This is a genomic window from Bradyrhizobium sp. CCBAU 51745, from assembly GCF_028128715.1.
Lineage (GTDB): Bacteria > Pseudomonadota > Alphaproteobacteria > Rhizobiales > Xanthobacteraceae > Bradyrhizobium > Bradyrhizobium manausense.
Genome location: NZ_LBJP01000070.1, coordinates 1 through 20,923, shown reverse-complemented (window position 1 = coordinate 20,923; position 20,923 = coordinate 1). Strand labels below are relative to the sequence as shown.

Genomic DNA, 20,923 nt, shown 5'->3' with positions numbered 1-20,923 from the left:
CAAGCTCAACGCTGACATGGCACCGGATCAGGCGCGGTAATGGCCCGACTTGCCGCCCAGCTTTTCGATCAGATGGATCCCCTCGATGCGCACGCCGCGCTCGACCGCCTTGATCATGTCGTAGATGGTGAGGCAGGCGACCGTCACCGCCGTCAGGGCTTCCATCTCGACGCCGGTCGGGCCAGTCACCTTGACGCTGGCGCGGACCACGCAGCCCGGCAGCTTCGCATCGGGCTCGATGTCGACCGTGACCTTCGACAGCGCCAGCGGATGACAGAGCGGAATCAGCTCCGAGGTCCGTTTCGCGGCCATGATTCCGGCGATGCGTGCGGTGCCGAGCACATCGCCTTTCTTGGCGTTGCCAGACACGATCAGGTCGAGCGTTGCCTTTTCCATGACGACACGGCCTTCGGCAACGGCGAGCCGCTCGGTCGCGGCCTTGTCCGAGACGTCGACCATCCGCGCCTCGCCGGTGGCGCCGATATGGGTGAGGGCAGGGCCCGCCTTCTTCGAAGGCCTGGTCTTCGCAGGCCTGCGCGCCAGAATCTTGCGCACCATGTCAGCGCGCGCCCGTGGCACGGGCCTTGGTCTCGCGCGCGAGCAGCGTGCGCGTGGCGGCAGTGACGTCGGCCTGCCGCATCAGGCTCTCGCCGACCAGAAAGGTCGACATGCCCACGCGCTCCAGCCGGGCGAGGTCTGCGGGCGTGAAGATGCCGCTTTCGCCGACCATCAGCCGCCCCTCGGGGATCAGAGGCGCCAGCATCTCGCTGGTCGCCAGCGACGTCTCGAAGGTGCGCAGGTTCCGGTTGTTGACGCCGATCATCGGCGAACGCAGCTTCAGCGCCCGATCGAGCTCGGCCCGGTCGTGGATCTCGATCAGCACGTCCATGCCGTAGGCGATCGCGGCGTCTTCGAGATCCCTGGCCGTCGCGTCATCCAGCGCGGCCATGATGATGAGGATGCAGTCGGCGCCGTGCGCCCGCGCCTCGACGACCTGATAGGTGTCGAACAGAAAATCCTTGCGCAGCACAGGCAGCGAGGTCGCCGCGCGTGCCGACACCATGAAGTCGAGATGGCCCTGGAACGAGGGCGCATCGGTCAGCACGGACAGGCAGGCCGCACCGCCCGCTTCATAGGCCTTGGCCAGCAGAGGCGGATCGAAATCTTCGCGGATCAGCCCCTTGGAGGGCGAGGCCTTCTTCACCTCGGCGATCAGCGCGTAATCGCCATCGGCATGCTTGGCCTTGATTGCGCGCACGAAGCCGCGCGGCGCGCCTTGCGCCCTGGCCTGTGCCTCGAGCGCCGAGAGCGGCTGCGCGCGCTTGGCCGCCGCGATCTCCTCGCGCTTGTAGGCCTCGATCTTGGTCAGGATATCGGACATGACGGGTTCAGCTGTTCGAGACCGCGATCAGATGTTTCAGTCGCGCATTCGCAGCGCCGCTGTCGAGCGATTTCGCACCGATCGCGACGCCTTCCTTCAGGTCCTTGGCGCGGCCAGCGACGACCAGCGCCGCGGCGGCGTTCATCAGCGCGACGTCGCGATAGGGGCTCGGTTTGCCGTCGAGCACGTTTTGCAGAGCCATCGCATTGGCGTCGGCGTCGCCGCCCTTGAGGGCGCCGGGCTCGCAGCGCGGCAGGCCGACGTCCTCGGGCGTCACCTCGAAATTCCTGATCTCGCCATTGTGGAGCGCCGAAACGAAGGTCGGGCCGGTGAGGGTGATCTCGTCGAGGCCGTCGGAGCCGTGCACCACCCAGGCGGATTCGGAGCCGAGATTCTTCAGCACCTGCGCCAGCGGCTGCACCCATTGCCTGGAGAACACGCCGACCATCTGCCGTTTCACGCCAGCCGGGTTGGTGAGCGGCCCGAGCAGGTTGAAGATCGTACGGGTGGCGAGCTCCACCCGGGTCGGGCCGACGTTCTTCATGGCGGGGTGATGGGCCGGCGCGAACATGAAGCCGATGCCGCATTCGCGCACGCAGCGCCCGACCTGCTCGGGCTTGAGGTCGAGCTTGACGCCAAGCGAGGCCAGCACGTCGGCGGTGCCCGAACGCGACGACAGTGCGCGGTTGCCGTGCTTGGCGACGGGAAGACCGGTGCCCGAGACGATGAAGGCGGCGCAGGTCGAGACGTTGACCGAGCCGGAGCCGTCGCCGCCGGTGCCCACGATGTCGACCGCGTCGGCGGGGGCGTCGACGGTGAGCATCTTCGAGCGCATCGCCGTCACCGCGCCGGTGATCTCCTCCACGGTCTCGCCGCGCACGCGCAGCGCCATCAAGAGGCCGCCCATCTGCGAGGGGGTGGCCTCGCCGGACATGAGGGCGTCAAAGGCGGATGCGGCTTCCTCACGCGACAGGCTGGCGCCGGTCGCCACTTTTCCAATGATCGATTTCAGGTCGTCCATCGCGTGCTTTCAACTCACTGGTTCGCGCCGGTCACTTGCGCGAAGGCGGCCTGATTAATGGTGGTTCCGATGTCGGTTTCAAGCTTGTTGACGTAGGAGGCGACCAGTTCATCGGTCAGCGACTTGCCGACGCTCTCCTTCAGCTTCTTGACGGCATCGGAGGCGGTGTCGACCGCGGGATCGACGATGTCGGTGACGCGGAAGACGATGACTTCGGTGCCGCCGGTCACGGGCGCCTGCCCGACGCCGTCCTTGGCGGTGCGGAAGGCGGCCGCAACGATGTTGGCGGGCACGCCGGCCGGAGTGTCGTCGCGCTTGAAGCCGCTGGCGGTCTCGACCTTGGCGTTGACCGCTGCGGCCTCGTCGGCGAGCTTGCCGCCCTGTTCGAGCTTCTGCACCATTTCGGTCGCCTTCGCCTTCAGCTTGGTGGCGATCTGGTCCTGGCGCCAGCGCGCCTCGACCTGGTCGCGGACTTCGTCGAGATTGCGGTCGCGCGAGGGCGTGATGGCGAGCACGTCGTACCAGACGTAGCCGCCCTTGAACGAGATCGGGTCGTTGTCGACGCCGACATCGCTGTTGAAGGCCTGCGACACCACATCGAGGCCCGGGGGAATGTTGGCGACCGGCTGCCCGTCCGGCGCGCGGCCGGAACGGTCGACGGCGTCGATGGTCACGGCCGTGAGCCCGAGCTTCTGTGCGGCATCGGCGACGCTGGTGCCGGCACCGCGTTCGTCCTCCATCTTGTCACGGAGCTCGCCGACCTTGCTGCGCGCGCGCTCGGTCGCGATGGATCGCTTCACGTCGGCGGCAAACTTGGCGTAGTCGGCCTCGGCGGCGGGCTCGATCTTCTCGACCTTGACGATCGAGACGCCAATCGGGCCCTGGATCGGCTGGCTGATCTCGCCGACGGGAAGCGCGAAGGCGGCATTGCCGACGGTGGGTTCGAGCGAGGATTTCGTCACCAGCCCGAGATCGACGTCGGAGGCCGTCAAACCGCGCTCTTTGCCGAGATCTTCAAAAGACATCCCGCCGACCAGACGCTCGCGCGCGGCCTGCGCCTGGGCCGCATCAGGAAACACGATCTGCTTGATCTGGCGCTTCTCCGGCGTGGAGAGTTGGTTCTTGCGCTGATCGAACAGTTTCTTCGCGTCATCGTCGGAGACGTCGCTCCACTTGGCGATCTCCTCAGGCGAGATCATGGCGAAGACGATCTTGCGGTATTCGGGCGCGCGGAACTGGACCTTGTGATCCTCGAAATAGGCGGCGAGTGCCTCGGGCGAGGGGGGATCGATGGTGCCGGCCTGCGCCGTATCGAGCCTGACGAACTCGATCGAGCGCTGCTCGTTCTGGAAGCGCGTCGCCACCTCGAGCATGGTTTTCGGCGGCTCGAGGCCGGCACCGATCGTGCCCGTGATCTGCCGGCGCAGCGCTACCTTGCGCTGCTCGGCCACGTAGCGCTGCTCGGTGTAGCCGAAATTACGGATCAGCCCCTGGAAGCGGTTCGCATCGAACTTGCCGTCGACGCCCTTGAAGTTCGGGTCGTTCATGATGAGCTGGCGGACCTGCTCATCGGATTGGCCCAGCCCCATCTGTCGCGCGTTCTCGTCGAGGGCGGCTTCCGCAATCGTCTGCTGCAGCACCTGGCGGTCAAGGCCGAACGCGCGCGCCTGGTCCGGCGTGAGGGGACGGCCGAACTGGCGGCCGATCTGCTGCAGGCGGTCGGTGTAGATCTGGCGGAACTCGTTCAGCGAAATCTCGGTGTGGCCGACCTTGGCCAGCGTGGACTGCCCGAAGCCCCGGAAAATGTCGGCGATGCCCCAAATGCCGAAGCTGATGATCAACACGCCCATCACGACGGCCATGATGGTCTTGCCGACCCAGTTTGATGAGGCCTTGCGCATTCCTCGAAGCATTTGGTCCAACTTGTCTTGATAGGAGGGGAACGGGAGCGCGTCTTAATGCAGATTCCGCAAAAGCGCGTCACCAAATTGATATGCCATCATAAAGTGGCGGCTTTCGCCCCGCAACCTCGCCTCAGGCCGGCCCTCCAAGTTGCGGTTAGAGGCGTCTGGTCTCTGGAACTGCCACGGCGCCTCTGCTAGCGCATGCACAAACCTCATTCCGCTGGACATTGACATGACCGAAGCCATCCGCCCCTTGATCGCCGGCAATTGGAAAATGAACGGCCTGAAAGCCCAGGCCGCCGAATTCGACGCCATGCTCAATGGTGCGGCAGAGGTATCAGGCAAGGCCGATCTGCTGGTCTGCCCGCCGGCGACCCTGATCGCGACCTTTGCCGAGAAGGCGCGGGGCAAGAAGGTCGCGGTGGGAGCCCAGGACTGCCATCCCAAGGCCTCCGGCGCCCATACCGGCGATATCGCGGCCGAAATGTTGGCGGACGCAGGCGCGAGCGCCATCATCGTCGGCCATTCCGAGCGTCGCGCCGACCACGGCGAGGGCGATGCGCTTGTCAGGCAGAAGGCGGAAGCCGCCTGGCGAGCCGGGCTGGTCGCGATCGTTTGCGTTGGCGAGACGCAGGCCCAGCGCGATGCTGGCCAGACCCTGGACATCGTCCGCGGCCAGCTCGACGGCTCGCTGCCGGATGGCTCCACGGCCACCAATCTGGTCGTGGCCTATGAGCCGGTCTGGGCGATCGGCACGGGCCTCACCCCCACGGCCAAGGATGTCAAGCAGATTCATGGGTTTATCCGGGAGTTCCTGAGCTCCAGGTTCAAGGCTGACGGGGCGAAAATGCGGATCCTCTATGGCGGGTCGGTCAAGCCGTCGAACGCAGCCGAGCTGATGGCTGTCAAAAACGTCAACGGCGCGCTGGTTGGCGGCGCCAGCCTGAAGGCGGCCGACTTCCTTGCGATCGCGAAGGGTTGCCCCTAGCTAAGTCAAAGCTTTGATCCGGGGGCGATCGGGGGTGGCAATACCCCCTCCGATCGTGTAACACCGCGCAACTTCAGGAAAACCCGCGAAGCGCGATCGGCCGCCGTCAGGCGCCGCCCGCTTGTGACGGAAGGATAGCATGCAGACCGTTGTCATCGTCATCCACCTCATGATCGTCGCCGTCATGATCGGCGCCGTGCTGCTGCAGAAGTCGGAAGGCGGCGGCCTCGGCATGGGCGGCGGTGCTGGCTTCATGTCGAGCCGTGGCACTGCGAATCTCTTGTCGCGAACCACCGCGGTCCTCGCGGCGGGCTTCTTCCTGACCAGCCTGTTCCTGTCCTGGTACGCCGGTTACAACCGCGCGCCGTCCTCGATCATCGGCCAGCCCGCGTCACAGACCCAGCCGGGCGGCGCCAACCCGATCACCGCGCCGACGTCGGGCGGTATTCTGGACACGCTGAAGAAGGCGGACGAGCAGCAGCAGGCTCCGGCGGCGCCGAGCGGCCCGCAGGTGCCGCGCTCGCAATAAAGCAGGGGGGCCATGCAGGACGGTGGCTAGCGTCCTGCATCAACAATCCCCATCAAGGCTCTGTCACCATTCTTCGTTTTGGCTCACCCACAGGCCCGCAGATTCTTTGGGGCTGAATACGAATCGCTTTGGCGAATCGGGTTTGAGGGATTAGAGGTTAGGTCCCATGGCGCGGTACATATTCATCACCGGCGGCGTGGTTTCTTCGCTCGGCAAGGGTCTCGCTTCAGCGGCGCTCGGTGCCCTGCTGCAGGCCCGGGGCTACAAGGTCCGCCTCCGCAAGCTCGACCCCTATCTCAACCTCGATCCCGGAACGATGTCGCCGTATCAGCACGGTGAAGTGTTCGTGACCGATGACGGCGCGGAGACCGATCTCGATCTCGGTCACTATGAGCGCTTCACCGGACGTCCTGCGACCAAGCAGGACAACATCACGACGGGGCGCATCTACCAGGACATCATCTCGAAGGAGCGCCGCGGCGATTATCTCGGCGCGACCATCCAGGTGGTCCCGCACGTCACGAACGCCATCAAGGAATTCGTGCTGTCAGGCAATGACGAGTACGACTTCGTGCTGGTCGAGATCGGCGGCACCGTCGGCGACATCGAAGGCCTGCCGTTCTTCGAGGCGATCCGCCAGCTCAAGAACGAGCTGCCGCGCGACCACGCCGTCTACATCCACCTGACGCTGCTGCCTTACATCCCGAGCGCCGGCGAATTGAAGACCAAGCCGACGCAGCATTCGGTGAAGGAGCTGCGCTCGATCGGCATCCAGCCGGATATCCTGCTGTGCCGAACCGACCGTGAGATCCCGAAGGAAGAGCGGCGCAAGCTCGGCCTGTTCTGCAACGTGCGCGAAAGCGCCGTGATCGAGGCGCGCGACGTCGACAACATCTACGCCGTCCCCGAGGCCTATCACAACGCCGGCCTCGACGATGAAGTGCTCGCCGCCTTCGGCATCGGCTCGCGGATTCCGCCGGCGCTGCAGAGCTGGCAGAAGATCAACGAGCGCGTCCGCAACCCTGAGGGCAACGTCACCATCGCCATCGTCGGCAAGTACACCGGCATGAAGGATGCGTATAAGTCGCTGATCGAGGCGCTCTCGCATGGTGGCATCGCCAACAAGGTGAAAGTCAATCTCGACTGGATCGAGAGCGAGATCTTCGAGAAGGAAGATCCGGCGCCGTTCCTCGAACACGTCAACGGCATCCTGGTGCCGGGCGGCTTCGGCCAGCGCGGCGCCGAAGGCAAGATCAAGGCGGCGCAGTTCGCGCGCGAGCGCGACGTGCCGTATTTCGGCATCTGCTTCGGCATGCAGATGGCCGTCATCGAAGCCGCGCGAAATCTCGTCGGCATCGAGGACGCCAACTCCACCGAGTTCGGCCCGACCAAGGAGCCCTTGGTCGGCCTGATGACGGAGTGGCTGCGCGGCAACGAGCTCGAGAAGCGCTCGCAGGCCGGCGATCTCGGCGGCACGATGCGCTTAGGGGCCTATCCCGCCGCGCTCAGCCGCGGCAGCCGCGTCTCGCAGGTCTATGGCGGCGCGACCGAGATTTCCGAGCGCCACCGCCATCGCTACGAGGTCAACACCGCCTACAAGGATCGCCTCGAGCAGCACGGCCTGAAATTCTCCGGCCTTTCGCCCGACGGCGTGCTGCCCGAGATCGTCGAATACGAGGATCACCCCTGGTTCATCGGCGTCCAGTTCCACCCCGAGCTAAAATCGCGGCCGTTCGAGCCGCACCCGCTGTTCGCCTCGTTCATCGAGGCGGCGGCGAAGCAGAGCCGGCTGGTGTAACCGGCTCAGCCGTTTCCGGTGATCCTGGCTCGCGCGGTCGCTTACGCGGCCGCCATCTCCATCCTGCGACAAAAGCAGGATGCCTTGATCGGCACCTCCGCCCGCGCCTGGGCGAGATCGAGTCGCTGCTTGATCAGCGGCGTCTCGAGCTTGTCGCCACGCCGCACCAGGCATTCATGCAATCCGTGAAGTGACCACAGATTGTCGGGATGCTGACAGGCACGGCTTAGCTTTCCATCGAGGCCGAGATCGGAGCGGTACACCGCCTCGGCTTCCTCGATCCGTCCCTGCTCCAGAAGCAGCGCGCCGAGCGCGTGGCGCGGCGGCTGCATCCATCCCCAGGGCTCGTCATAGGGCAATGCGTCGCTGAGTGCGACCGATCTGCGCAACTCGGCAAAGGCCATGTCGTAGTTGCCCTTGCGATATTCCAGCTCCCCATTCAGCATGGCGTCGGCCACACCAAGCAGGTTCACGACCTTGTTGTTGTGCACGAGCCGGCTTTCCGGCACGCGGGTCTTTGCCTGCGCGAACAGCGCCTTTTCGGTTTCGGCCTCAGTGACGTGGCCAAGCGCCGAATGAGCGACCGCCTTGGCGTAGTGGATCATGGCGGTCACCGAGCAGTACAACTCCCGATCCTCCGGCAGCTTTTGCGCGATGATATCGTTCCATTTGCCGAAGCGCACGAGCACGTGCTGCTTCATCGTCAGGTAGCCTTCCAGGAAGTCGGCCATGGGTGGCGATTGAATGCGCAGCACCGGATCGGGCACGGTCGCAATGAGCTCCTCGGCTGCCGCAATGGCGGGAGCATATTGGCCCAGGAACATCGCGCCGTAGATGGCGAAGTGGAAATTATGGATGACATAGACCAGGTAGACACCTGGATCGTCGGAGTAAGCGAGGAACTTTCGATCCGTTGCCAGCGCCTTCTGATTGTACAGCAGGACGTCGTTGTATTGTCCGCACAGCACATCGAGATGGGTCGGCATGTGGATCAGATGTCCGCTGTCGGGCGCGATCGTGCGCAGCCGGTCGCCGGCTCGCATTGCTCGTTGCGGGAACGGCGACATCTCCATGAGATGGACGTAGAGATGCAGCAGCCCCGGGTGATCCCATGCCGCCGGCATCCTGTCGAAGGCCTGTTCGAGAACCGTCCTGCATTCCTCGGTGCCGGCTCCCGCCGTCGGTTTTCCAGAGGTCAGGTCCCACATCAGCCACGGCGTCTCGTTCATGATCGCCTCGGCAAGGATGGCCCGGACATCGAGATCGTCTGAATATGTCGCGAAGACCTTGCGCATCTCCTGCGTGAAAGCCTTGTCCCACGGCGCCATGTCCTCGATGGCCTCGCGCTGGGGATAGCGCGCAGGCAACGCACGGATCAGCGCGCGCTCGACCGGGCCAGTCTTGTCCGCATGCGCGAGAGCGTCCTGCGTCGCATCGTAGGATGCCGCGAGCGCCAGCTGACGGCCGTGGGCGTCATAGCGAACCCAGGGAAGGTTGTAGTTGGGGCCCGATGCGTAGGCGATGCCCCAGTGCGCCATCGCACAGTTTCCGTCGTACGCCAGCGCTTTGCGAAAACACTTGATCGCTTCACCGTGGTTGAACCCGAACACCCAGTTGAGCCCTCGGTCGAACCAGAGCTGGGCCTCGGGCGACGAGGTGGTGATTTTGCGGCTGTAAGGGCCGAGATCAAAATAGGTCAATGTCTTGCCTCCCCTGATCGCGTTGGCCGCGGCGCCATCTGCCCTTGAGCGTCACCGGCGGCTCATCCGCAAGATCGAGCCGCGACAATACCAAGAAGAGCGCCCGAGCGCTATTGAGCCCATGCTCGCAATTAGGGAGGCGGTTGGTCTAACAATCCGCTTGCGCTGCGGCGGGTGTTGAAGCCTCCTGCGCCAGCGATCCCGCAATCAGCGTCATTTGCGGTCGCCGGGTCAGCTTGTAGACGGCGGCCGGCGGCACGTTCAGGAAGGCCCGGTCCACCAGCGTTGCGCGCAGGCCGAGGCGGTCGAGCACCGGCCGCGGGATCGGACAGCTCATGCCATAGGTGAACTGGTAGAAGGCGCCGCCGGGGCGGACATAGCTGAATGCGCCGCTGACGATCGAGATGACCTTGCGCGTCGACATGTTGAGCAGCGGCAAGCCGCTCACGACCGCACCGACGGGCGAACCGTCATAGAGACGCTCCGTCGCCAGCCGCGCCGCATCCATCCACAGCACGCGCGCGCCGGGAAAGCGCATCTGCAACAGCTTCATGAAATCCGAGCCGTATTCGATCAGCGTGAGATCCTGCTGCCTGACGCCGCGCTTCAGCAGCTTGTAGGTGAATGCGCCGGTGCCGGGACCGAGCTCGAGGATCGGGCCGGTCTTCTCGGTAATCTCGCGCGTGATGAGATCGGCGAGCGCCGCACCCGATGGTGCGATGGCGCCGACCTGGCGCGGTGAGGACATCCAGGACAGGAAGAAGGAGAGAAAATCGTTGGGCATGCGCACTCCGGCATTTCGGTTGCACCTCATGAAACCAGAGGTGATGCGAATGCACTGTTGCGCCGCTGGATTGCGACAGCATTGCGCTGCGAGGTGCGGATGCAGATTGATTCAATCCTGCCGATGTGGCGGCAGCGTCATTCTGAAGCAGGTGCCGCCGTCTGCGCCGTCGGTGACCGCGACCTGGCCGCCATGCAGCAGCACGATCTCGCGCACCATGTTGAGACCAAGGCCGGCGCCACGGTCGAGCGGGGTGAGCCGATAGAACGGCTCGAAGATCTGCTCGCGCTGATCTTGTGGAATGCCGGCGCCTTCGTCGGTGACCTCGATGCAAGCGGGCTTGCTGACGCGAATGCCGATCGTGCCGCGGCGCGGGCCGTGCTGGATCGCATTCTGCACGAGATTGGTCAGCGCCCGTTCCAGCGCGGCTGCGTCACCAATCGTCTCGACCGGCGTTGAGGGCGCATCGAGCGCAAGCTCGTAGCCGGCGGCAATGGCCAGCGGCGCGAGGTCGGCGGCCGCGCTCTGCGCGACCGCGACGAGATCGACACGTGCAAAGGGATGGCCGCAGCGGTCGAGCCGCTGGATGTCGAGCAATTGCTCGGCCAGCGTCGCCAGCCGCGCAGTATCCTCCAGCAGCCGGGTCTTGTCCGGACCAGAGGGCAGCGATTCCAGTCGCGTATTGAGGATCGCGATCGGCGTGCGCAACTCGTGCGCGGCGTCCGCAACGAAACGCTTGTGCCTGATATAGCCCTGGTCGAGCCGCGCCAGCGCATCGTTGACTGCGGTGACCAGCGGCACGACCTCCAGCGGAATCCGCTCCACTGACAGCCGCGCCCCCCGCTGATGAATGTCGATGCGGCGCGCCTGGTCCGCGGTTGCATCCAACCCCCGGAAGGCGCGCTGCACGATCATCGGCGTCGCGATGAAGGTCGCGGTACCCATAATCAGCAGGCCGGGCAGGGCGATGCCGAGAAACGCCAGCGAGGTCATGAAGAGTGCCTTGGCGCCGGTCAGCCGTCCCTGCGTCGCGGTGATGATCTGCACATTGCCGGCATCGGTGTTGACGCGCTTCAGCCGCGCCGCCGGCTTGCGCGGATCATCCTCCAACATCTGCCAGCCGAGCCGCGCCTGGCTGATATGGTCGAGACCGCTGCCGATCGTTGCGAATTCCGCCGGCACGGCGCCTTCGGTCAGCGAATGTCCTTGCCGGTCGCGGACCAGGAACCAGAGGTCCGGTGTCTCGGAACGCAACTGTGTCAAATCGGGCGTCGACCGCAGAATCAGGCCACCAGCTGCGTCGCGTGCAAGCGCGCGCTGCACGACATCGATGACGCGGTCCTCGTCGCGCTCCGCCAGCACGAAGCCTGAGGCGCAGAGCGCACCGACGATCACGCCGACCAATGCCAGCAGCAGCGCGGCCTGGAGCGCGAGCAGGCGCCAGCTCAATCGCGAGCGCAGGCAATAGGGATCGTCGTGCCTGCTCATGTGAGCTTCTTCAGGAGATAGCCGACGCCCCTGATGCCGTGGATCTCTACGCCGGCGTCGGCCTCGGCAAGCTTGCGGCGCAGCCGCGAGACATGCGTGTCCAGCGCGTTGGACTGGATCTCGTCGTCGAAATTGTAGACGGCTTCCTCCAACGCCGCGCGCAGCACCGTGCGGCCCATCCGGCGGATCAGGGCTTCGAGCACCAGCAACTCGCGGCGGGGAAGCTCGAACGGCTGGCCGTCGATGCTGGCCTCGCGATGGTTGAGGTCGAAGGCGATGCGGCCGGCGCGGATGACGTCCGGGGACAGGCCCGCGGGCCGCCGCAGCACCGCCCGCAATCGCGCCAGCAGCTCTTCGACCGCGAACGGCTTGGCGAGATAGTCGTCGGCACCGCTGTCGAGCCCGGCGATGCGGTCGGCGAGCTCGCCGCGCGCGGTCAGAACGATGATCGGCACGCCATCGGCGCGCGCCCGCAACTTTGGGATCAGCGTGAGGCCGTCGCCGTCGGGAAGCTGGCGGTCGAGCAGGACGGCGGCATGGACGTCGGCGGAAATCGCTTCCTCCGCCTCCGCAAGCGTCGGGGCGTGATCCACCACCATGTCGTAGCGTTTCAGTGCCGACGAAAGGGCGCCGGCCATCTCGACTTCATCCTCGACAAGCAAGATCCGCATGTGACAGGTACCCTAACTGAAACCGAGCCATTCTAGCGGCCCGATCATTGCGGCAGCATTGCGGGAACAGGCGCTGCGCGTTGCCGGGCCCCGTCCAGCCATGCGCGAAACGCTGCGGGGGCGGTCGGGCAGGGCTCAAGACAGCCCTATGGCCGATCGCTATAACCGCCTCACCCTTCCAGGGAGGAAACGAGAATGATCTACGAAATGCGCCAGTATCGCTGCGTGCCCGGTCGCCTGCCGGCATTGCTCAAGCGGTTCGAGACTGCCACGCTGAAGATCTGGGAGAAGCACGGCATCAGGCAGGCAGGGTTCTTCACCACGCTGATCGGCGAATCCAACCAGGAGCTGACCTATTTTCTGGCCTGGGAGTCACTGGCCGAGCGCGAGAAGAAATGGGGGGCATTTATGGCCGATCCAGAATGGGTGGAGGCGCGCGCCAAGTCCGAAGCGGATGGCCAGATCGTTGCCAACATCGTCAGCCAGATTCTGGCTCCGACTGCTTTCTCTTCAGTCAAGTAGCCGTCGTTCCGGACAGGTGGCCGTGGCGCAACCCTGATATTCAAAGGTCAGGGCCGAATGGGGTTGATCCCGCCCATTCGGCCGCTATGGTCGCGCCGAAACAGGGATTTTGCGTCTTGAGCACCAGTCAATCTGCAGCGCCGGTCGTCAGCGTCGGGTCGGTCAAATTCGGCAATGATCTGCCGATCTCGATCATTGCAGGTCCCTGCCAGCTCGAAAGCCGTCAGCATGCGCTCGAGGTGGCCTTCGCGCTGAAGGAGATCGCCGCACGGCTCAAGATCGGTCTCGTCTACAAGACCTCCTTCGACAAGGCCAACCGCACCAGCGCCTCGGCCGCGCGCGGCCTTGGCCTCGCGCAGTCGCTGCCGATCTTCGCCGAGATCCGTTCCTCCCTTGGCCTGCCCGTGCTGACCGACGTGCACGATGCCGCGCAATGCGCCGAGGTGGCGCAAGCCGTCGACGTCCTGCAGATCCCGGCTTTTCTGTGCCGGCAGACCGATCTGCTGCTGGCCGCAGCCGCAACCGGCAATGTCGTCAACGTCAAGAAGGGGCAGTTTCTTGCGCCCTGGGACATGGCGAATGTCGTTGCGAAGATCACCAGCGCTGGCAATCCCAACGTGCTCGTCACCGAACGCGGCGCCTCCTTCGGCTACAACACGCTGGTCTCTGACATGCGTTCGCTGCCGATCATGGCGCGCACCACCGGTGCGCCCGTGATCTTCGATGCCACCCATTCGGTGCAGCAGCCGGGCGGGAAGGGCGCGTCCTCCGGCGGCGAGCGCGAGTTCGTGCCGGTGCTGGCGCGCGCGGCCGTCGCCGTCGGCGTTGCCGGTCTGTTTATCGAGACGCATCCCGATCCAGACAGCGCGCCGTCGGACGGACCCAACATGGTGCCGCTGCGCGACTTCGAAGGACTGATCGCCAGGCTGATGGCATTCGACGCGGTGGCCAAGGGCCAAGCGCACTGATGCACGAGCGCGTGGCAGGGCCGTCGACCGACCAGAAGTTTCCGCCTGCGATCAACATCATCGCGCTCGCCAGCTTCTCCGCCGCGTTGTCGACGCGCGCACTCGATCCGGTGCTGCCGCATGTTGCCGAGGAGTTTTCGATCAGCATCACGACGGCGGCAAGCATCGCGGCCGGCTATGCGCTGATCTACGCGCTGATCCAGCCGATCGTCGGTGCGGCAGCCGATCTGTTCGGCAAGGCTCGGCTGATGACGTTGTGCCTGGCGCTGCTCGGTGCCGCCTGCATTCTGGGCGCGCTCTCGACCACCTTCTCGGGCCTGTTCGCCAGCCGCATGCTCGCCGGCATCGCCTCGGGCGGCGTGTTCCCGGTTGCGCTCGGCCTCACCGCCGACCTGGTCGCGCCGGCGAAGCGGCAGGTGGCGATCGGCCGCACGCTGGCGGGCTCGATGACCGGCAACCTGCTAGGTGCGACCGCATCGGGCATCATCGGCGACCTCGTCGGCTGGCGCGGCGTGCTGGTGATCATCGGTGCGCTCGGGCTGATCGCGGCCGTCGCGGTCGCGGCGGGCTTTCGCGGTGCCGCGCTCACGGCGCGGCCGAAGAGCGATCTGAGGACCTTGCGGCAGGGATATCGCACCATTCTCGCCAATCCGAACGCGCGCTATTGCTATTCGGCCGTGTTCGTCGAGGGCTGCTGCGTGTTCGGCCTGTTTCCCTTCATCGCCGCGCTGCTGTTCGATCTCGGCGAGACCTCGCTGTCGATCGCGGGCATCGTCATCGCGGGCTTCGCGGTCGGCGGGCTGTTCTATACTTTCACGGTCTCGCGCTTCCTGCCGCGACTGGGCGTCAAAGGGATGATGATCGCAGGCGCGAGCCTCGTCGCGCTTCAGCTCGCAGCCCTCGCCCTTGGCCCCGGCTGGAAGGTCCAGTTCGCCATCATGCTGCTGATGGGCTGGGGCTTCTACATGATCCATGGCTGCCTGCAGGTGTTCGCCAGCGAGCTGTCGGTCGAGGCGCGCGCAACAGCGATGTCGCTGCACTCGTTCTTTTTCTTCATGGGCCAGACCGTCGGTCCGCTCGCCTACGGGTTCGGTCTGGCGCATGCCGGCAAGGCGCCGACCCTGGCCGCAAGCGCCGTGCTCATGGTGCTGCTGGGCCTTGCCTGCGCCGCGCTGCTGAGGCCGCGGGCGCCGTCCGACGCGCGAGCCTGATCCAGGGCCGCGACCGGCGTGTGAAGTGGCGTAACAGCGGGGATATCGAGATTAAAACAAAAGCGATTGGACCGGCGGCGAGGATCGCAGCATATTCGCCGGGGCATCATGCGAGGGCATGCGGGGCGCGCAACAAGGAGCCGCCGAATGTACGCCAATCTTCTCTTGAGCACCGATGGTTCGGACGTCGCCACAAAAGGCCTCGAGCATGGAATTGCGCTGGCGAAAGCGTTGAATGCCAAAGCGACGATCATCACCGTGACCGAACCGCTGCCGATCGATTATGGCGGAGGATTTGACTCGGGATGGGTGCCGTCGCAGGAAGAGGTCGACAATTTTGACGCGGCCTGCAGGGAACGCGCCGGCAGGGTGCTCGATCGGGCACGAGGCATAGCCGAGCAGCGCGGGATGTCGGTCGAACTCCTGCACGTTCCGAATTCGCACCCGGCCACGGCGATCGTCGAAACCGCAAGATCCAGAGGCTGCGATTTGATCGTCATGGCCTCTCATGGGCGCCGCGGCCTCAGAAAGCTGTTTTTGGGAAGTCAGACATCCGAGGTCCTCGGGAACGGAAGCGTGCCGGTCTTAGTCGTGCCGCCCGACGCCACGGCGTGACTATGTCGCGCCGGATGTCAACGTCAGGGGTCTCCCACTAGCCCCGGCCACGATACGGCGCGACGCCTTGCTCGGGCACCCACAGGCCCTTCGGCACGCGGCCGGTCTGCCAGAACACGTCGATCGGAATGCCGCCGCGCGGATACCAATAGCCGCCAATTCGCAGCCATTTCGGCTTGATCTCGCGCGCGATGCGCTTGCCGATCATCACGGTGCAATCCTCGTGGAAGGCGCCGTGATTGCGGAAGCTCGCGACGTAAAGCTTGAGCGATTTCGACTCCAGCAGCCACTGGCCGGGCGCGTAGTCGATCATCAGATGAGCGAAATCGGGCTGTCCCGTTACTGGGCAGAGCGAGGTGAATTCCGGCACGGTGAAACGGACCAGGTAGTCGGTCCCTCCTTGCGAATTGGGCACGCGATCGAGCTGAGCTTTCTCAGGCGCATCTGGCCATTCCACCGCGCGACCGAGTTGCAGGCTGGGTGAGGTGTTCGATTTGCTGGGTTTTTTCGACATGCGGCCCTCATAGCCAATCATTCGGCGGCCGTCACCCGGCCTTTTCCGTCTCGATGCATTGCGGTAGAAGCAGCCGCGAACTGCCCCCTTTGTTCCCGGAAAAGAGGCCCTCATGACCGCCATCATCGACATCATCGGACGCGAAATCCTCGATAGCCGCGGCAATCCCACCGTCGAGGTCGACGTTGTGCTGGAGGATGGCGCGCTTGGCCGCGCCGCGGTGCCGTCCGGCGCCTCCACCGGCGCCCATGAGGCGGTCGAGCTGCGCGACGGCGACAAGGCCCGCTATCTCGGCAAGGGCGTTACCAAGGCGGTCGGCGCCGTCAACGGCGAGATCTTCGAGGCGCTGAGCGGCCTCGATGTCGAGCAGCAGGCCCAGATCGACCAGATCATGATCGATCTCGACGGCACGCCGAACAAGAGCCGGCTGGGCGCCAACGCCATTCTCGGCGTCTCGCTCGCCTGCGCCAAGGCCGCGGCGAATTCGCTCGACATGCCGCTCTATCGTTACGTCGGCGGCACCTCGGCGCGGCTGCTGCCGGTGCCGATGATGAACATCATCAATGGCGGCGTGCACGCCGACAACCCGATCGACTTCCAGGAATTCATGATCCTGCCGGTCGGTGCGCCTTCCTTTGCCGAAGGCCTGCGCTACGGCGCGGAAGTGTTCCACACGCTGAAGTCGGAGTTGAAGAAGGCCGGCCACAACACCAATGTCGGCGACGAGGGCGGCTTCGCCCCGAACCTGCCGTCGGCCGACGCCGCGCTGGAGTTCGTGATGAACGCGATCGGCAAGGCCGGCTTCAAGGCAGGGGCCGACATCGTCCTCGGGCTCGACTGCGCCTCGACCGAGTTCTTCAAGGACGGCAAGTACGTCTATGAAGGCGAGGGCAAGACCCGTTCGGTCTCCGAGCAGGCCAAGTATCTCGCCGACCTCGTCGGACGCTATCCGATCGTCACCATTGAGGACGGCATGTCGGAGGACGACATGGACGGCTGGAAGGAGCTCACCGACCTCGTCGGCAAGAAGTGCCAGCTGGTCGGCGACGATCTCTTCGTCACCAATGTCAAGCGCCTTGCCGAAGGCATCAAGGCCGGCCGCGCCAATTCCATCCTGATCAAGGTCAACCAGATCGGCACGCTGACCGAGACGCTTGCTGCCGTCGAGATGGCGCACAAGGCCGGCTACACCTCGGTGATGTCGCATCGCTCCGGCGAGACCGAGGATTCCACCATCGCCGACCTCGCGGTCGCCACCAATTGCGGTCAGATCAAGACCGGTTCCCTTGCGCGTTCCGATCGCACCGCCAAATACAACCAGCTGCTACGCATCGAGCAGCAGCTTGGCAAGCAGGCGCTGTACGGTGGCAAGGCGGCACTGAAGGCGCTGGCATAAGCGGGGTCACCGCGCGAAAGCGCGAAACGAGGACAGGGGAGGATCGACATGAGCGACGGCAAGACCGGACTGCAACTGCGTTCGCTGATCAAGAGCAGCGGTGAGCTGGAAATCTCGCTTCTGGAGGTGCCGACCCCCGAGCCCGCGGACGACGAGGTCGTCGTCCGCATCGAGGCGGCGCCGATCAACCCGTCCGACCTCGGCCTGCTCGTTGGCGCTGCCGACATGAGCACGGCCAAGGCGTCCGGCACGAAAGAAGCGCCCATCATCACCGCGAAGGTGCCTGACGGAGCGATGCGGGCGATGGGGGCGCGGATCGATCAGTCGCTGCCTGTCGGCAATGAGGGCGCCGGCGTCGTCATCAAGACCGGCTCGTCGGAGGCCGCGAAGGCGCTGATGGGCAAGACCGTCGCGATGATTGGCGGGGCCATGTACGCGCAGTACCGCACCTTGAAGGCGAGAGACTGCCAGGTGCTGCCCGAGGGCACCAGTGCGGCGGAGGGCGCCTCCTGGTTCGTCAACCCGCTCACCGCGCTCGGCATGACCGAGACGATGCGGCGCGAGGGCCACAAGGCGCTGGTGCACACCGCGGCCGCCTCCAATCTCGGGCAGATGCTGAACAAGATCTGCATCAAGGACGGCATTCCGCTGGTCAACATCGTGCGCAGCAAGGAGCAGGCGGAGATCCTGCACAAGATCGGCGCCAAATATGTGGTCGATTACAGCGTGCCAAGCTTCCTCGACGACCTCACCAATGCACTGGTCGAGACCGGCGCCACCATCGCGTTCGACGCGATCGGCGGCGGCAGGCTTGCCGGCGACATTCTCAACTGCATGGAAATCGCGATCAACAAGACCGCGAAGGAATACAGCCGCTACGGCTCCAGCGTGCACAAGCAGGTCTATGTCTACGGCGGGCTCGACGTTCGTCCGATCGAACTGCCGCGCGGGTTCGGCATGGCCTGGGGCGTCGGCGGCTGGCTGCTCACCCCGTTCCTGCAGAAGATCGGACCTGCCGATGTGGGACGGCTGCGCCAGCGCGTCGTGAGTGAATTGAAGACGACCTTTGCCAGCCACTACACCAAGGTGGTGTCGCTGCAGGAGACGCTCGATCCCGCCAACATCGCGGTCTACGCCAAACGTGCCACCGGCGAAAAATTCCTCATCAACCCAAAAAAAATTCCTCATCAACCCAAATAAGTAATCGCGATTTGGGACGGCAGATCACCATCTGATCCCATTTTGCAGATTTGCACGAAAGATCGGGCCGCCGCTTGGCGGTCCGGTGGTTTTCGGCGACCGTCTGCTTCTCGGAAACCCAGCGTTTCCAAACCAGCCCGGTTCATGCACTTGCATCCTTTGCTCCGGATCGCTTAAGTGCCGACGGCACTTCCCCTTCAAGGTTTCAAAGACAAGCCAAGGATAATCTGATGGCCTACAACATCGTCGTGATCGCCGGCAGCCTGCGCAAGGACAGCTTCTCGCTCAAGATCGCCAACGCGCTCGCCAAGGTCGCGCCTAGCTCCCTCAAGCTCGAGGTGATCACCCCCGCGGGCATTTCGTTCTTCAACCAGGACCTCGAAGGCGCGCCGCCGGCCGACTGGCTGGCCTTCCGCGAGAAGCTGCAGAAGTCCGACGGTGTCATCTTCGTCACGCCGGAATACAACCGCGCCATCCCGGGCGTGCTGAAGAACGCCATCGACGTCGCCTCGCGCCCCTACGGCAAGAGCTCGTTCAACGGCAAGCCGGTCGGCATCATCTCCAACTCGCCGGGCCCGCTGGGTGGCGTCAGCGCCGCCAAGACGCTGCAGAACATCCTGCCGGGCATCGCCGGCCCGATCATGCAGCAGCCCGAGACCTATCTGAACGGGGTCGGCGACGCCTTCGATGCCGAGGGCAACCTGACCAAGGACTCGCTGAAGGGCGTGCTCCAGGCCTACGTCGACGCGTTTGCCGCGCATGTCGCCAAGCATCACGGGTAAGCCGCTCATTCCGTCATTCCGGGGCGATGCGAAGCATCGAGCCCGGAATCCATTTCCCGACGGAGGCTGTGGCCTGATGGATTCCGGGTTCGCGCGACGCGCGCCCCGGAATGACAACGACCGGGACGGGGCGTCAAGACTCCCTTAACCAAGCTGGCCCATCTTGCCATCATGGTCTCCCGTGCCCGCCTCAAATCGATCCTGACCGGCCTTGCCCTCTATGCGATGGCGGCGGCCATCGTCGGCTATTTCGGCGTCAACGCCTATACCGGCAAATACGGCCTCAACGCCCGCCAGGAGCTCGACCAGGAGATCATCGCGCTGACCAGCGAGCTGGCCCAGCTCAAGCGCGAGCGCGCCCGCAGCGAGCAGCGCGTGTCGCTGCTGCGCACCGAGAAGATCGACCCTGACATGCTGGACGAGCGGGCCCGGTTCCAGCTCGACTATGTCAATCCGCACGACCTGGTTCGGATGATCCCGCAGAACTAGCGCATTCCGCCGTATCCGAAACTGACGCGAAAGCCGCCGCCGACTATTCCGAAGGTCGTAGGACCGCCGCCTTGACGCCGCCGCGGCGAGAGAGGCATTGCTTGTCCGCGCGCGATGCCGCCACGGATTGACGGAGATCAATCGGACTCGCGAGGCGCCGCCTAGACTGCTTTCCGGAGGAAACGGTGATGGATGGGTCAATGCCCCGGCATCACGCGGCTCGTGTCGAAGCCGCCATTGCATCAGGCCAGGCGGCTCGGTCCGCGCTCGTGGCCTCGTGGCGCCGCTCGTCCCGTCTGCATCATCTCGACCCTTCCGGCCGCAGCGCGCCACTGCGGCTGAGCGATGTCGAGCTGCGACAGGCCCGCGAGCGCATCGCGCCGCTGCTCGCCGCAGCGCAAGGCGCCATGGACCGGCTCTATCAGGCAGTTGGTGCGGCCGGCTGTTGCGTGCTGCTCGCCGATGGCGACGGTGTGCCGGTCGACCGCCGTGGCACGCCGGCGGATGATGCAACATTCCAATCCTGGGGCCTGTGGACCGGCGCGCTCTGGAGCGAGGAGCACGAGGGCACCAATGGTATCGGCACCTGTGTCGTCGAGCAGCGGCCTCTGACGATCGATCGCGACCAGCACTTCTTCACCCGCAACACGCTGCTCAGTTGCACCGCCGTTCCGATCTACGATCACGAGGCGGCCTTTGCCGGCGTGCTCGACGTCTCCTCCTGCCGTGCCGACCGCACCGACGCGTTCTCCAGCCTGATCGCGCTGGCTGCGGCCGAGGCGGCGAGGCGCATCGAGGCTGATTTGTTTCGCCGCGCCTTCGCCCATGCCCGCATCGTGCTGACACAAGGACCGGACGGCCAGTCGATCGGACTCGTCGCGGTTGACGCGGACGATCTCGTGATCGGCGCGACCCGCACCGCCCGGGCCGGACTCGGGATCGCGCCGGGCAGGGCGCTGCGG

At 65.1% G+C, this 20,923-nt stretch carries 21 protein-coding genes; 12 read left to right on the top strand and 9 right to left on the bottom strand.

The window, feature by feature from the left end:
* Positions 1-27 precede the first annotated feature (27 nt).
* The 4 genes from moaC to XH98_RS17145 are packed head-to-tail and all read right to left on the bottom strand — an operon-like array spanning position 28 to position 4,315.
* Positions 28-543, bottom strand: coding sequence for a cyclic pyranopterin monophosphate synthase MoaC (moaC, locus tag XH98_RS17160; protein ID WP_271619372.1), 516 nt, complete (start codon positions 541-543; stop codon positions 28-30).
* 16 nt (positions 544-559) lie between these two features.
* Positions 560-1,381: an indole-3-glycerol phosphate synthase TrpC gene (trpC, locus tag XH98_RS17155; RefSeq protein ID WP_271619348.1), complete on the bottom strand. Its 822-nt coding sequence runs from the start codon at positions 1,379-1,381 to the stop codon at positions 560-562.
* A gap of 7 nt (positions 1,382-1,388) precedes the next feature.
* A complete protein-coding gene (gene trpD / locus XH98_RS17150) occupies positions 1,389-2,402 on the bottom strand; it encodes an anthranilate phosphoribosyltransferase (RefSeq protein ID WP_271601125.1) in 1,014 nt (337 codons plus the stop codon).
* 14 nt (positions 2,403-2,416) lie between these two features.
* On the bottom strand, positions 2,417-4,315 hold the full coding sequence (locus XH98_RS17145; RefSeq protein ID WP_271619347.1) for a SurA N-terminal domain-containing protein: 1,899 nt from the start codon (positions 4,313-4,315) through the stop codon (positions 2,417-2,419).
* A gap of 223 nt (positions 4,316-4,538) precedes the next feature.
* Between XH98_RS17145 and tpiA the strand changes: the two genes are divergently transcribed.
* The 3 genes from tpiA to XH98_RS17130 all read left to right on the top strand — a co-directional run bounded on the left by tpiA (position 4,539) and on the right by XH98_RS17130 (position 7,621).
* On the top strand, positions 4,539-5,294 hold the full coding sequence (gene tpiA / locus XH98_RS17140) for a triose-phosphate isomerase (protein WP_271619346.1): 756 nt from the start codon (positions 4,539-4,541) through the stop codon (positions 5,292-5,294).
* A 139-nt stretch (positions 5,295-5,433) separates the two neighbouring features.
* A complete protein-coding gene (gene secG / locus XH98_RS17135) occupies positions 5,434-5,823 on the top strand; it encodes a preprotein translocase subunit SecG (protein ID WP_220005706.1) in 390 nt (129 codons plus the stop codon).
* Positions 5,824-5,989: 166 nt separating this feature from the next.
* The gene (locus tag XH98_RS17130; protein WP_271601128.1) at positions 5,990-7,621 is read left to right on the top strand and encodes a CTP synthase; all 1,632 of its coding nucleotides are present in this window, start codon (positions 5,990-5,992) and stop codon (positions 7,619-7,621) included.
* Between the two features lie 41 nt (positions 7,622-7,662).
* On the opposite strand, the gene XH98_RS17125 is transcribed toward XH98_RS17130, so the two are convergent.
* The 4 genes from XH98_RS17125 to XH98_RS17110 form a co-directional block, all read right to left on the bottom strand.
* Complete coding sequence (locus XH98_RS17125; protein ID WP_271619345.1) at positions 7,663-9,321, bottom strand: hypothetical protein; 1,659 nt, start codon at positions 9,319-9,321, stop codon at positions 7,663-7,665.
* A gap of 148 nt (positions 9,322-9,469) precedes the next feature.
* The gene (locus tag XH98_RS17120; RefSeq protein ID WP_271619344.1) at positions 9,470-10,105 is read right to left on the bottom strand and encodes a class I SAM-dependent methyltransferase; all 636 of its coding nucleotides are present in this window, start codon (positions 10,103-10,105) and stop codon (positions 9,470-9,472) included.
* Positions 10,106-10,216: 111 nt separating this feature from the next.
* On the bottom strand, positions 10,217-11,593 hold the full coding sequence (locus tag XH98_RS17115) for a sensor histidine kinase (protein ID WP_271601131.1): 1,377 nt from the start codon (positions 11,591-11,593) through the stop codon (positions 10,217-10,219).
* On the bottom strand, positions 11,590-12,264 hold the full coding sequence (locus XH98_RS17110; RefSeq protein ID WP_271601132.1) for a response regulator: 675 nt from the start codon (positions 12,262-12,264) through the stop codon (positions 11,590-11,592). The genes XH98_RS17115 and XH98_RS17110 overlap by 4 nt, the downstream gene beginning before the upstream one ends.
* A 195-nt stretch (positions 12,265-12,459) precedes the next feature.
* On the opposite strand from XH98_RS17110, the gene XH98_RS17105 reads away from it, so the two are divergent.
* The 4 genes from XH98_RS17105 (at position 12,460) to XH98_RS17090 (ending at position 15,580) form a co-directional block, all read left to right on the top strand.
* Positions 12,460-12,786, top strand: a complete 327-nt coding sequence (locus XH98_RS17105; RefSeq protein WP_271601133.1) for an NIPSNAP family protein — start codon at positions 12,460-12,462, stop codon at positions 12,784-12,786.
* A 116-nt stretch (positions 12,787-12,902) separates the two neighbouring features.
* Positions 12,903-13,754 carry a 3-deoxy-8-phosphooctulonate synthase gene (kdsA, locus tag XH98_RS17100; RefSeq protein WP_271619343.1) on the top strand — a complete coding sequence of 284 codons (852 nt, stop codon included), beginning with the start codon at positions 12,903-12,905 and terminating at the stop codon, positions 13,752-13,754.
* A complete protein-coding gene (locus XH98_RS17095; protein WP_271619342.1) occupies positions 13,754-14,965 on the top strand; it encodes an MFS transporter in 1,212 nt (403 codons plus the stop codon). The genes kdsA and XH98_RS17095 overlap by 1 nt, the downstream gene beginning before the upstream one ends.
* Positions 14,966-15,112: 147 nt before the next feature.
* Complete coding sequence (locus tag XH98_RS17090) at positions 15,113-15,580, top strand: universal stress protein (protein ID WP_271619341.1); 468 nt, start codon at positions 15,113-15,115, stop codon at positions 15,578-15,580.
* 37 nt (positions 15,581-15,617) lie between these two features.
* On the opposite strand, the gene queF is transcribed toward XH98_RS17090, so the two are convergent.
* Positions 15,618-16,094, bottom strand: coding sequence for a preQ(1) synthase (gene queF / locus XH98_RS17085; RefSeq protein ID WP_271619340.1), 477 nt, complete (start codon positions 16,092-16,094; stop codon positions 15,618-15,620).
* Positions 16,095-16,206: 112 nt separating this feature from the next.
* Here queF and eno point away from each other — a divergent pair, with 112 nt between their 5' ends.
* The 5 genes from eno to XH98_RS17060 form a co-directional block, all read left to right on the top strand.
* Complete coding sequence (eno, locus tag XH98_RS17080; RefSeq protein WP_271601137.1) at positions 16,207-17,490, top strand: phosphopyruvate hydratase; 1,284 nt, start codon at positions 16,207-16,209, stop codon at positions 17,488-17,490.
* A gap of 48 nt (positions 17,491-17,538) precedes the next feature.
* Entirely contained in the window at positions 17,539-18,690 is a 1,152-nt protein-coding gene (locus XH98_RS17075; RefSeq protein WP_271619339.1) for a zinc-binding dehydrogenase, read from the top strand.
* 230 nt (positions 18,691-18,920) lie between these two features.
* Positions 18,921-19,472: an NADPH-dependent FMN reductase gene (locus tag XH98_RS17070; protein ID WP_271601139.1), complete on the top strand. Its 552-nt coding sequence runs from the start codon at positions 18,921-18,923 to the stop codon at positions 19,470-19,472.
* 171 nt (positions 19,473-19,643) lie between these two features.
* Positions 19,644-19,961 (top strand): FtsB family cell division protein, encoded by a 318-nt coding sequence (locus XH98_RS17065; protein WP_027529774.1) that lies wholly within the window; start codon positions 19,644-19,646, stop codon positions 19,959-19,961.
* Between the two features lie 188 nt (positions 19,962-20,149).
* On the top strand, positions 20,150-20,923 hold a 774-nt coding region (locus XH98_RS17060), incomplete at its 3' end, for a GAF domain-containing protein (protein ID WP_271619338.1).

What these genes read in the sequence shown, in the direction of transcription:
- trpC (WP_271619348.1), bottom strand. Translation starts at nt 1,381, where the DNA reads ATGTCCGATATCCTGACCAAGATCGAGGCCTACAAGCGCGAGGAGATC.
- trpD (WP_271601125.1), bottom strand. Translation starts at nt 2,402, where the DNA reads ATGGACGACCTGAAATCGATCATTGGAAAAGTGGCGACCGGCGCCAGC.
- XH98_RS17145 (WP_271619347.1), bottom strand. Translation starts at nt 4,315, where the DNA reads ATGCTTCGAGGAATGCGCAAGGCCTCATCAAACTGGGTCGGCAAGACC.
- tpiA (WP_271619346.1), top strand. Translation starts at nt 4,539, where the DNA reads ATGACCGAAGCCATCCGCCCCTTGATCGCCGGCAATTGGAAAATGAAC.
- secG (WP_220005706.1), top strand. Translation starts at nt 5,434, where the DNA reads ATGCAGACCGTTGTCATCGTCATCCACCTCATGATCGTCGCCGTCATG.
- XH98_RS17130 (WP_271601128.1), top strand. Translation starts at nt 5,990, where the DNA reads ATGGCGCGGTACATATTCATCACCGGCGGCGTGGTTTCTTCGCTCGGC.
- XH98_RS17120 (WP_271619344.1), bottom strand. Translation starts at nt 10,105, where the DNA reads ATGCCCAACGATTTTCTCTCCTTCTTCCTGTCCTGGATGTCCTCACCG.
- XH98_RS17115 (WP_271601131.1), bottom strand. Translation starts at nt 11,593, where the DNA reads ATGAGCAGGCACGACGATCCCTATTGCCTGCGCTCGCGATTGAGCTGG.
- XH98_RS17110 (WP_271601132.1), bottom strand. Translation starts at nt 12,264, where the DNA reads ATGCGGATCTTGCTTGTCGAGGATGAAGTCGAGATGGCCGGCGCCCTT.
- XH98_RS17105 (WP_271601133.1), top strand. Translation starts at nt 12,460, where the DNA reads ATGATCTACGAAATGCGCCAGTATCGCTGCGTGCCCGGTCGCCTGCCG.
- XH98_RS17095 (WP_271619342.1), top strand. Translation starts at nt 13,754, where the DNA reads ATGCACGAGCGCGTGGCAGGGCCGTCGACCGACCAGAAGTTTCCGCCT.
- XH98_RS17090 (WP_271619341.1), top strand. Translation starts at nt 15,113, where the DNA reads ATGTACGCCAATCTTCTCTTGAGCACCGATGGTTCGGACGTCGCCACA.
- queF (WP_271619340.1), bottom strand. Translation starts at nt 16,094, where the DNA reads ATGTCGAAAAAACCCAGCAAATCGAACACCTCACCCAGCCTGCAACTC.
- eno (WP_271601137.1), top strand. Translation starts at nt 16,207, where the DNA reads ATGACCGCCATCATCGACATCATCGGACGCGAAATCCTCGATAGCCGC.
- XH98_RS17075 (WP_271619339.1), top strand. Translation starts at nt 17,539, where the DNA reads ATGAGCGACGGCAAGACCGGACTGCAACTGCGTTCGCTGATCAAGAGC.
- XH98_RS17070 (WP_271601139.1), top strand. Translation starts at nt 18,921, where the DNA reads ATGGCCTACAACATCGTCGTGATCGCCGGCAGCCTGCGCAAGGACAGC.
- XH98_RS17065 (WP_027529774.1), top strand. Translation starts at nt 19,644, where the DNA reads ATGGTCTCCCGTGCCCGCCTCAAATCGATCCTGACCGGCCTTGCCCTC.